Annotated in this window: 8 protein-coding genes and 1 pseudogene; 4 read left to right on the top strand and 5 right to left on the bottom strand. The window is 58.3% G+C overall.

All coding sequences use genetic code 11. The features are described from left to right. The first annotated feature begins 15 nt into the window (after positions 1–15). On the top strand, positions 16–462 hold the full coding sequence (locus ACVJ19_RS29100) for a hypothetical protein (RefSeq protein WP_453952625.1): 447 nt from the start codon (positions 16–18) through the stop codon (positions 460–462). Position 463: 1 nt separating this feature from the next. Then, positions 464–3,448: a trypsin-like peptidase domain-containing protein gene (locus tag ACVJ19_RS29095; protein WP_453952624.1), complete on the top strand. Its 2,985-nt coding sequence runs from the start codon at positions 464–466 to the stop codon at positions 3,446–3,448. A 141-nt stretch (positions 3,449–3,589) separates the two neighbouring features. Here the strand turns inward: ACVJ19_RS29095 and ACVJ19_RS29090 are convergent, their stop codons facing one another. Continuing rightward, a complete protein-coding gene (locus ACVJ19_RS29090; protein WP_453952623.1) occupies positions 3,590–4,033 on the bottom strand; it encodes a deoxycytidylate deaminase in 444 nt (147 codons plus the stop codon). A 268-nt stretch (positions 4,034–4,301) separates the two neighbouring features. After that, positions 4,302–5,495: a restriction endonuclease gene (locus ACVJ19_RS29085; protein WP_453952622.1), complete on the bottom strand. Its 1,194-nt coding sequence runs from the start codon at positions 5,493–5,495 to the stop codon at positions 4,302–4,304. Positions 5,496–5,662: 167 nt separating this feature from the next. Between ACVJ19_RS29085 and ACVJ19_RS29080 the strand changes: the two genes are divergently transcribed. Continuing rightward, on the top strand, positions 5,663–6,868 hold the full coding sequence (locus ACVJ19_RS29080; protein ID WP_453952621.1) for an HNH endonuclease: 1,206 nt from the start codon (positions 5,663–5,665) through the stop codon (positions 6,866–6,868). A 147-nt stretch (positions 6,869–7,015) separates the two neighbouring features. Here ACVJ19_RS29080 and ACVJ19_RS29075 read toward each other — a convergent pair whose 3' ends face one another. From ACVJ19_RS29075 to ACVJ19_RS29065, 3 genes are all read right to left on the bottom strand, one after another. After that, a complete protein-coding gene (locus ACVJ19_RS29075; protein WP_453952620.1) occupies positions 7,016–7,984 on the bottom strand; it encodes a DUF2971 domain-containing protein in 969 nt (322 codons plus the stop codon). A gap of 235 nt (positions 7,985–8,219) precedes the next feature. Continuing rightward, on the bottom strand, positions 8,220–8,981 hold the full coding sequence (locus ACVJ19_RS29070) for a DUF4145 domain-containing protein (RefSeq protein WP_453952619.1): 762 nt from the start codon (positions 8,979–8,981) through the stop codon (positions 8,220–8,222). Next, positions 8,971–9,807 (bottom strand): abortive infection family protein, encoded by an 837-nt coding sequence (locus ACVJ19_RS29065; protein WP_453952618.1) that lies wholly within the window; start codon positions 9,805–9,807, stop codon positions 8,971–8,973. The genes ACVJ19_RS29070 and ACVJ19_RS29065 overlap by 11 nt, the downstream gene beginning before the upstream one ends. 111 nt (positions 9,808–9,918) lie before the next feature. On the opposite strand from ACVJ19_RS29065, the pseudogene ACVJ19_RS29060 reads away from it, so the two are divergent. After that, positions 9,919–10,728: pseudogene (locus ACVJ19_RS29060) on the top strand (DUF4238 domain-containing protein); the annotation flags it as partial. Positions 10,729–10,925 lie beyond the last annotated feature (197 nt).

The raw sequence follows: 10,925 nt of genomic DNA, 5'->3' as shown, positions 1-10,925 counted from the left end.
ATAGGAAAAACTAACATGCCGATCTTGAGAACGAGGGTGAGAGGCGACGATGATGGACGAATTGCGATCGCCGCTGAAGGCAAAGAAGGCGCACTAAGCGCAGTTACGAAGTGGGTGCCAATAGAGGTTATCGCCTTCTATGAAGGCGTGACGACGCCATTTGCTGACCAAATTGCCCCCTATCTTCTTGAATTGATGGTTGTTGGTCTGATCGTGACGTTCTTATGGATCGCATTTGCGACCGAGACTGCACAGGCGGCAAGCAGGATCGCTTGGCGCCAAGTGGTGTTGTCGTGTATCGCATTCTTCTTTTGGATTGTTGGAACCAGCAGTCCAGATATTTGGAAGCTGCATTTCGGTTGGTGGCATCCTGGCTTCGGGCCGGCCGCCTTGGCAGCCGGGGCTATCCTTCTGCCAATCGCCGATGGAATCATGAAACGGTTGGGGATACGACAAGACTGAGATGAGCAGCCTAGTCGCCATCAAGAACGCACGCGACGTTGTCGTCGGAACTGGCATCCTAGTGAAAGCGGATCGAGTGCTCACCTGCGCACACGTTGTCAACGTCGCGTTGGGCAGGACAAGCAGCGAAGCGAGCAAGCCCGGTCCAAACGTGGCCGTGTCCCTCGCCTTCGAAGTCTCTCCGGCTGAACGACGAAGCGCGGTCGTAGCCGATGAAGACGGCGCTTGGAGCGCGCCACCAGCTTCGGGGATAGCGGGCGCTGACATCTGCCTGCTTCGCCTTCGGGAAGTCGCGCCGACTTCAGCCAAGATCGCAAAACTTCGGGTCCTCCATTTTGATAAGCCCTTCGAGGCACGGGTAAGCGGCTTTCCCCAGGAGTGGAACGCCCGTCCGAACGCGATGCAAATTGATTTTGCTACCATCGACGTCGTGGGACAGGAGAACAATCTCTGGATGCTTAGGGCAGCCCCAGCGGCGGCAAATGCCGCCATCGCCGCTCGAAAGCGCCCTGCCGGAATGATCCATGCAGGGTTCAGCGGTGGCCCGGTAGATCGAGACGGAGAGGTCATCGCAATCGCCGCGGAGGCACGCCCGTTTGCAGAGGCTACTGCTTATGCGATTCCTGTGTCGCGAATGTCACCTGCTATCTTGGATTCCTTGTCTGTTCTTCCAGCCGGATTTGAAAGGATCGCGCCGCACGCGGAGGACCTGTTTGCTGGAATACGAGCTCGCCGACGTCAACTCTCTGTCGAGTTAAATCTCTCGATTCGACTTTGCCCGACCTACGATGCCGTACTAGCTACTTACCGGAACGCGCGTCGAGCAGATTCGACGGCCACGCAGGACGAATTCAGCGCCCTATCTTTTGCGGAGCTTCTGTGGAAAAGGGAACCGACTTCGTCGGGGCGACGGCTGTCCGCTGTTCTTCTTTCCTCTCCTGGAGGCGCGGGGAAGTCGAGCTTCCTGGAGCGATTGGTCCTTGCCGCTCCTGCCTTCAATCTAGTTCCATTCTACGTCGACTTCGCCAGCGCGACGCGGCCGCCCCGTGAAACTACCGACGCCGAAGATGCGCTGAGAGATTGGTTTGGAATGTGTGCCACGGGGGATTACACAGGCTTTAGGAACCTCGCTAGGCGGGAAGAGCCCGCAGCGACGCACCTTCGGCCGTTACTCATCCTTGACGGCTTAAACCAAGCGAAGATCGATGCCGAACGAGTCCTCGCCCTACTCGCCGAGTTGCTAAGCAGTGTCCTGCCATATGCGAGCGTCGTGGTTTCGGATCGCTTAATCCTTCGGCAGGCATCGGATCGTTTCGATCGTGCGGCAATTGCACCGCTCTGCTCCACTGAGATCCTTCGAGGTCTGCAAGGCCTGAATATCACTGGAATCGAAAGCGATGCGGGCTGGCAGCCGTTGTTGTCTTCGCCCTTCTATTTGAATCAGCTGAGGCTGCTCATCACTCGGAGCGGCCCGGCGAGTGCGTCGGGTCCGGTACCGAGCCGCTTTACATTGCTGGACAGCACACTCCGTGAAGTCCACAGACTTCACGGAAAGGAAAGAAATGCCGTCGCTGAGGCGGCATTCCAACTCTATCGATTACGTAAGAGCACTGCCTTCGACAAGGATGACCTTCAGAGAGCTCTGGAAGCCGGCACACACTATGCCGAGTTGCCCTTGGAGCGGGCTGTTGAACTGGCGGAACTGTTGGTTGAGCGGGGACTCGTGCACCCGACCACCGACGCTATGGAATTCAGCCACCAGCTCCTGCACGATTTCCTCGCGGCATCCCGCATCGCTGCAACGACGGATGGAGAGGATGCCGACCTGCTCCGCGCGCCAGCGTTCGATGCGCTTTCACTGAACGCCGCCTCTCCCGACGCAATCGAGATGGCGGTGGAAGCACTCGAAACATCGGACTGGCAAAAGCAATACGCAAGACTAGTGCCGCTTGATCCGCGCCGCTTCCTCACCGAGGTCTACGATTGGAACTACTGGATAACACTGCAGGTCGTAATGAGCCTTGACCGGCGGCAAGCCCTTTCGTCGCCTCATCTTCGTATCGTGAGACACGCCATCTATGCCCTGAATGTAGAGAAGCGTTTCGACCTATTCGTCCATAGTTCGGAACGCATCAAAACTATCTTGGAGCAGCTGGCGGGTTCTACAGCCGTCGAATTTGTGAAGAGCGAAAGTCTGACTGAGCTGACAAAACTTGCCAGCGAAGCCATTGATCCCGAGCTGTCTTCTTTGAACGAAGGACGGTCCTACTGGCAAAATTGGTTGTCTCTATATCTCGGCAAACTCGATGAGTACTCGATGATCGATTCTCTCTGGAGGGATCCATTAATCGGGTGGACAGCGGCAAATGTGCTGCGTAGAGGCGGCTTTGGGGAGAGCACAATTTCAGAGCTCTTCAGGCTCTACCGCATCTCTCGCTCAACCTCTGATCGCGACTTGCGAGCGGTTGGCTTTCGCTGGCGTTTGGTGCACGCTCTCAGCGGCGCACAGAACGACAGCGCGGCGACCGATCTGGTTGCAGTCGCACTTGATCTCGATGAGGATCCTAACGTTCGATACGGAGCAGTTCGAAGTGCTATCGAGATCGCGGCATTGCGAGGTTCGGATGGAGGCCTTGGGGTCTTGGGTCTCCTGACCGAATCGCTTCATCTTTTCTTCGCAAAGGACGATCCTGGACGATCGGACAAACTCGCGGCCTCTGTTCGGCAGCAACTGCGCCGTTGCTGCGCGATCAACGAGCCAAGCGTTCCGAATAAAACCGACCGGGTTCCCATTTGGAAAAATCGTGGCTTGGAGCAGTATCAGAAGCTGCTCACACGAGGTGAGAACTTGGCTACCGGCCAGGAAAAGAGCCGCTGGGCATCTTGGCTAGACGCGGTCGCCAAAGTGCGCGCAACTGGGGATGGCGCGCAGGAGTGGCCAGCTCGACAAAAGATCTGGATGATGGCTGTCAAGGCCGAAAACTGAGGGTGATGCCATCAGACGCGAACTCCACGCTCGCAGACCTAGCTAGGATCCGACCAGATCCTCTCGCCCGCGTTCAACGAACGACCGTCCGAGGATCCAAGCGGATTCTGGACGACCAGCAACCGAAATCGAAGGTCATGACTACTGTTCGTCATACCACGTCAGCTTCAGCCCTACTTCGGAAAAGAGCTCAAGCGCCAGTCTGTGGTCTTCGCCCCAGGTCTCGTGGCGGACATCGGGGCGTATAGCAATGAGCTGAACAATCCCCGACTGCACGATCGCTCGCGCGCAATCCATGCATGGGAACCAAGGCACATACATCCGGCAGCCATTTAGTGACAGTCCAATACGCGCAGCGTTGTAAATTGCGTTGCGCTCGGCGTGCTCCGTCCACTTGTACTTCAGCGGACGCGCGTGCCGCTCGTCCGGCTCGTCATCGACACCTCTCGGGAATCCATTGTAACCTGTAGAACGAATTTCATTGTCTGGTCCAACGATGACACATCCGACTCGTGTGCTCCTATCCTTGCTCCACTGAGCGATCTGCATCGCCAATTCCATAAAGCGCTTATCCCAGTTGGCCATGATTTTGATATCCGCTTTCTCAAACCCAAGAGCGCCCGGCGTCTGCTCTATATTAGATACTAGGTCTTCTAAAAACTCACTAGGGAATCAAAGCGAAGCTCGCGGCATTTGACCCGCTGGGACGGCCTCCCCATCGGAACGCGTGCCGGCTACGCTCCGGGTGGATGGGGCAAGAAGCCCTCCGCCAGACAGGCCAAGCCCGCGCTTAAGGCCCTGTCAACGAGCCGGCGTGATCGAACGGGTCGCGGCGAGAGGCCGCGGCGATTTCTTAGCTGGCTTTTGGAAATTCCTCGGCAAGCCAGGCGGCAACAGTCGCGGCGCTGCCTTTGCCGTTTCTGCGAAGCAGATCAACGATGTCGGCTGCGGAGACAACGACGATCGGGTGTTCGTCTTCCTTGATTTCCTTGTAGGCCTGGAGATCCACCCAGCTTGTCGTGACAAGCACGCCGAACTGCCGGTGTCTCAGCCTGGAAATGAGTCGGGACATTTCGCGGACGCCGACCGAGTTGGTTGCCGAGTAGCATTTTGCCTCCAGGGCAAAATCCACAAGTATTCCGCTCTGGCCCGTTCCCACTCGCAGCTGCCCCACACCATCGCGCCCGCCATCACGTGACGGGCGGGTCACATCGAGGGTTACGACGTCCGGCATCATGAACCGCGTGATCGCCGCCGCGCAGTGCTCGAATGCATGTGGACTGTCCTTGAAGTAATCGCGGACGGTCTGGATGATAGCCTCACCCTCCTTGTCGACCGGCAGCTGCTCGACCTTGCTTCGATACTCCAACGAACGCGTCGACATGAGCGCACGTCGACGGCCTGTCCTCACCCACGTCCGCCAGGCCTCCGGCGCATGCGCGTCGTCCACGACCGCGTCATCCCCATTTGCGGCAATCAGCTTGTCGATCCAGGCACGCGAAATGACCGACGCATCAAGCACCGTGAATCTGGCGCGATAGTTCTGGAACCGCTGCCCCTTGGCCGTCCTCCAGATCGCCACCAATTCCTCGGACGAATCGAGATCGGATGCACCGGGTACGGCCAAGCCCAGGAAGATCATGTCTCGCCAAGTGCCCGTGTTGGCAAAGAGGAATGTCGGAGGAACCTCACGTCTGCCTTCGATGCCGGAACGCGCTGCGTTGAACATCTTCTGCAGAATGAAATTACCGTCGCGGCCAGTCTTGTGAAGCTCCTGGCCCGGCTTCTTGTTGTCGCCGTAATAGGTGAACACGCCGGTTTCGCGATCGAGCGAATCCGGCCAGTCCGCGTCAGACATGCTTGATGTGAGAACAAGCATGTGAAGCTTACCCAGGACCTTTCCGCGGTACCGGAATCCACCCAGGTTGTCGACGCGCATGAGGCGTGGGAGCGGATCGTCTCCCATGTTGCCGCGGCGTCCGCCTTCATAGATGGCGTCAACGTACAGATCGGACGTCGTCAGCTGGTCGGGTGGGATGATTCTCACGAGGCCCCTCCGGGTGCATGCTCACCTGTAGCTGCAATCGACGCAAGTCCGACAGCCAGAGGCATCCGCAGGCGCGATCAGTGGTGCTTCCGCGCCGCGTTCTCAATATGATGGATGGAGCCCTGCCAGCTCCTCGGCAGATTCCGCCATTCAGTGACGGTTGGACCATGCAGACCCGCGCCGAGCTACTGCGAGCCATTCGAAAGCTTCCTGCCCGCACGCCGCTCTTCCCGAAGTCCCAGAAGGAGAACTGGATAGCCTGGCTTCTCGGCTATGACGAGTTTCCCCGCAAGAATCCCGACCGGAACGCCCAGCTCGTCTACAACGCGCTTAACAATGCCAACTACATCATCTGGCTCGCAGCCGCAGCCGGTGTCGATCGGATACTCGTTGCGCGTGCCATCCTGCGCGCCAGCCGACACAAGCCTCGACAAGCGCAGGCCGCCGCAGCCCGTACCGCTCTGCCCTGGGCACTGGTCGTCAGGCATCTCGAAGAACCCGCGCTGCAGAAGCATTTCGTGGCGTATCACAACAGTGAAGAGTTGGGCCCGTATCTTGAAAATGCCGCTAGCAAAAGAGCCAAATACGGAATCTTTTTCACCGCGAAGCGATTTCGCGAAGAAGCGCTGGGCGGCCAGTATCTTTGGGTCTTCGAGGGAAGCGGCTCTCCCAGGCGCTACCACCTGGTAAGCCACGGCACCATTTCAAGCGTAAAGAAGGAGGTGCGGCCGTCGTGGTACCGGAAACCCGATCGGCGCTTCGGAACGCGACTTCGGTTTGCGATGGAAGCTCCCGCGGAACCGGTAGACGTCACCGCGCTGCCCTGGTTCAAGAAGCTCCTCCGCCAGCAGCAATCCTTTCGCAACGGGTTGAATTCGATATCCGACCAGAAGGTCATCGCCGCCTTAAACGCCATGGCTGCTGCCGTAGATGACGATGTCAGCGCCGACATCGGTCGTATTCGCTCCGATCCCACGGTCAGGAGCGAAACGACCCGCAAGGCTCTCATCGATGCACGCCTCGGCATGGGCGATTTCCGCGATGCCCTTGTCCGACGATGGAACGGCCAGTGTGCGGTGACCGGCTGCGCCATTACGGAAATACTGCGCGCATCCCACATCAAGCCCTGGGCCGACAGCAGTAACAAGGAGCGACTTGATCCGACAAACGGCTTTCTCCTTGCGGCACACATTGATGCTCTCTTTGATCGAGGGCTGATCTCGTTTGCGGATACCGGCACGATGCTGCTTTCGCCCAGACTGACTGCCGGAGATCGCAAGATGTTTCGCCTTCCTGCGCGTCTCCGGTCAAGCCTGTCATCGTCGGAAAAGCGGTTCCTCGGTCACCACCGACGAACAACATTCAGAAAATGACGGGAAATTTGTCGGTCGACGCCAGTCTCGTCGTGTCGTTGGGCCGAATTGCTCGTGCTCTGTCACGTTCTGATGGCTGTTGGCTAGTTCTGCGATCGACCGCTTGCCGGCACTTTCCAGCAGATGGCGCGGCGAACACCGAGCCCTTCACAAAACCGCCGAAGACCGGATCACGGGAATAGCGTCGGCATACCCTTCGGATTTCAGCAACGCCCTCACCTTCGCCTCGGCATCAGGCGGAGCATGTCGCCCGACCAGGACTTCCGCAATCCCACCGGGTGTTCTCAACGGCAGCGGCACCTCGATGTATGCCCGCGCCCCCAGCATTTTCCGGTACGGATCGAAGCGCTCGCGTACACCCATGACGATGCCGCGCACCTCCCGCTCGTTGGAAAATTTCGATTCCTTGGCGGTAAGACAATTCCAGACCAACTGCGAGGCCATGACCTCGCGCGCCATCGCCGCCAGATACGGTACTGGCCGCACCATGTCGATCCATTTCCGGTTACGGCGCGCGACTTGGCTGGTAATGGCCGCGGCTTTCCGGATCACCAGCCGATGCCGCGCATTGGTTTCGCGATCGCCATAGATCACACGGCCGATGTGCAGATTTTCGTTGGCCTGTGCGTGGAGGACATTAGTGTCCGGCTGCAACAGGACAGGCGCAACGCCGATTGCAAATCCCTGACCTGCCTTGCCGTACTCGCGCCACTGTCCCGGGTCGTCGCGATGCCGGCTGAGGCTGAACAGGTAGAAGTCGAACGGGCTGGCGAGCCCGTTGGTCACCAGCATGTCCTCGAGACAGCCGCAAAAATGCTTGGTCCAGAAGTCGCTCGACCTGCCGATCTGCCGTATTACGTCCAACGCGCCGGCCAGCGAATACTCGAACTCCTTCGGGTCACTCTGGTGAAGGTGGCTGAAGCACCAGAGCTTTTCATGGCGCAGAATGCCGACAAGCGCTTCCTCGCCAGTATAATGGTACAGCGGCTCGATCGGGGTTGCCGCGCCCTGCTCCTCCAGCAGCTGCTTCTTCGACCACGCATCGAATTTCTCGGCCGCCGCGGTCAGCTGCGGCGGCAGCGCGTGCCGGTATTCGTTGACAGTCAGCTTGTCCATGGCCCGGATTTAGGCCGCGAACGCGCGGAATCAAGCTTTCTGAACGTCCGCACAGCCCAACAGCTCTACGCGCTGGGCGCCAGCCCAGATCCCGGCGTCGGGTGCCCCACCCCCGCTCCCCCCGGGGGCATGCTCACGCGCAGCGGCAATCGACGCAAGTCCGACATCCAATGACATCGGCACGAAGTGGGCTTTGGCGTTTCCAGCAATCAATCGGGATTCCTGCCATATGACCTCAGTAGTAGGCTTCACCTTTCGACTTCACAATCTTCCGCGCCAATTTCCTCAGCGCTGTTGCTTTTGCCTTGCTGAACAGCCCCTGCACCAGCAAGTCCATCAAGCTATATGCTGTCATCAGATGCAGGTGGGTTACATCCTTCCCATGACTGCCAAGGTTCCCGATGATCCTCAATGCGTCTATCAAAGCGGCATTCGGCTTGTGGGTGCGACGCCTTGCAAGTATCTGGATGCGACCATTGAGGTCATAGGCGACAGGCTTGCCTTTTTTCGAGGTGCCGTCGCGAGGTACATCTAGATGATCGAGAATGTATTCGCACACCGTCCGAAGGCCGTTCGCGCAGGATGCGAAGTCCATCCAGAAAAGTTCGAAGGAACGTGTGAGGTTCAGTGCAACGCCCCTCGGCATTTCATCCGTCAGCGGGATCAGTGGCGGGGCCGGAACCATGCACTTCGGCCTGAGGGCCAGTGACAGCCCCCACCCGTGCCCCGTGTCCGATTCAACGTATATGTATTCGCCGGCGACGCTCACCACTTCGCCACAACTTCCGTTTCCGCACTTGGCAATGGCGACAAACGCCCGTCGGACATAGTCTTCGGGAAGCTCGTTAAGATCAGCTGAAGTATAGTGAGTTGCACCCTCGCTCTTGAAGAACGCAGGATGGTTGCTCAGTCTCCCTGTCTTGCATGTGGGACAGGGCAGCATCGGAAAGTGGTTTTCTTCAAAGAACTCGTGCCAAAGATCAGGTTCAAAAGCCAATCTGCCAGCCTCCCTTCCGGGCTTCCCAGGTATCCAGGATGAAAAGTGCCATGGTGTGGGCGGCATGCACCGCAAGCCGCGCGTGCCGCGCTTCAATACCGGATGCGCTGCTGCCGCGCCCGTGCGCCGAACTTTCGTGCGTTCGCAAGGCAGCAACGCCGTTTGCTATCGAGAATAGCCCCGAGAGTATCTGCTTGACGTCGTCATCGGCCAGCTCTGGTGAAAGACCAAGGTTCTTCGCAACGTTCGACCATAGCGGCGAAAGAACCTGCTTGGTCGGCAGCGGTAGCCCCTCAATTTCCAAGTAGTGCTTGCATACCGCTTCCAGGATGGCACACGCTGCTGTGATCGCCGCAGGTGGATCAGCTTCAATCGACCTGTAAGCTCGATTGAATTCCTTTTCGACCGCCTGGATGCTGTTGTCCTTCAGCAACTCTGCAAGGTCCCTGCTCGGTGCAGCCAAGCTCGCACCGTAGATGTAGCCGCCCTCCCGATAGCTCAGGCCCTCCTCAGCCAGTGCCTGTCGGATTTTATCCCGAGGATCAGGCTCCGTGACTTCTTCCTGAGTATTCCAATCGATCCTGGTGACGGGCGTCCAGCTCGAATCCATCATCTCCTGGATCAGCTTGCCGAAAGCGGCCAGCGCATCCGGCAATTCTTCATTGGCATGGAGCAGCCAGAGCCGGCATTTTTCACTCTTGTTGCCTGGAGGCGGGTTGGCGGGAAAGCCCGCCGCCTGAAACAATGCATTCAATTGGGCGTGGCTGTACCACTCGCCCAGGATCGGTGCGGTTGTTCCTACGACGCGAAGCGGAATCTTGGTCACGATAAGGATTGCCCCCCAGGGGAATTAAGACTGCTGCTCTAGCCGAGATCAAGCATTTCATTCTACGATAGGTTGCGGCGCAAACCCCTCCCGATAAATCGACATCAAGCCATGCCTGACGACCACTATGTTGCCAGAACCTACCTGAAGCACTTTGCCGGCGACTCCGGGAAGCTTCGTGCCTACCGGAAATCCGACGGCAAGACGTTCCCCTGTGCCTCGAAGGACATATGCAAGGAGCTGGACGGCGATACGATCCCGGAGTTTATCACGGACGAAAAACTGCTCGGAAAATATCGCGCCATCTTCGAAGGCGCCTGGAATCCTGCGGTCGAAGCTCTGGAGAAGCGCGTTGTCGACCGGGAAACGAAACTACACGTTGCTGGCTACTGGGCAAACCTTCTGATTGGTACGCCGACATGGAAACGCACCGGCATCGACCTGTACAATCGGGACATTGAGCTGAACCTTCGCGCGCGGGCTGCGCTCGCCAGGGAGAACGGCCAGCCCGAGGAGCTGCTTGAAGAAGGCATCAGGGCTCTCGATAGTGGACAGCTTCGGATTGGTGTAGAGGGCAATTACATTCGTGCACGGGGCGCGATGTTCGCCCTCAAATACGCCTGGAAACTCTACAATGCCGACTGGCGCGTATACGTGAACCAGACCACCGTTCCTTTCATAACCAGCGATAACCCCTGCAGCTTCGAGGACGACCCGACTTGGGGCAAGCGGGAGCATGCTCTGTATCTGCCAATCACTCCCAAGCTCTGCGTGACCTGTGATCTCACGAAGCAGCGCGACTTGGCCGAACAGCCCGATTTCACCAAGGCTCCGAAGGGAATGGTTATCGGCAACGACGCTTCCCTCGAAACCGTGCGCCGGATCAACGTCTACACTGCGAAGAGCGCCGAAGATCTGATCATCACGGCCGAAGAAAGTGAATACGCGCAGTTTCTTGCCACGACATACGCCAAATACCACGTTGAGCACGAGAGCCAGATGGTGCGCACGGGGAACGCCTACCTCATCGGGCATCGTTCGCGTGTGATCCCACACAAGCCGACATCGACAGCGGGGAGATCGTCGTAGCCAGCCCTTCTTCGCTCATCGCGCGTTTA

Source organism: Bradyrhizobium sp. USDA 376 (assembly GCF_054063675.1).
The sequence above is the reverse complement of the archived record's forward strand: the minus strand, read 5'-3'. Positions and strand labels throughout refer to the sequence as shown.

Coding starts and splice junctions, on each gene's coding strand:
- ACVJ19_RS29080 (WP_453952621.1), top strand. CDS start 5,663: ATGCAGACCCGCGCCGAGCTACTGCGAGCCATTCGAAAGCTTCCTGCC.
- ACVJ19_RS29075 (WP_453952620.1), bottom strand. CDS start 7,984: ATGGACAAGCTGACTGTCAACGAATACCGGCACGCGCTGCCGCCGCAG.
- ACVJ19_RS29090 (WP_453952623.1), bottom strand. CDS start 4,033: ATGGCCAACTGGGATAAGCGCTTTATGGAATTGGCGATGCAGATCGCT.
- ACVJ19_RS29100 (WP_453952625.1), top strand. CDS start 16: ATGCCGATCTTGAGAACGAGGGTGAGAGGCGACGATGATGGACGAATT.
- ACVJ19_RS29095 (WP_453952624.1), top strand. CDS start 464: ATGAGCAGCCTAGTCGCCATCAAGAACGCACGCGACGTTGTCGTCGGA.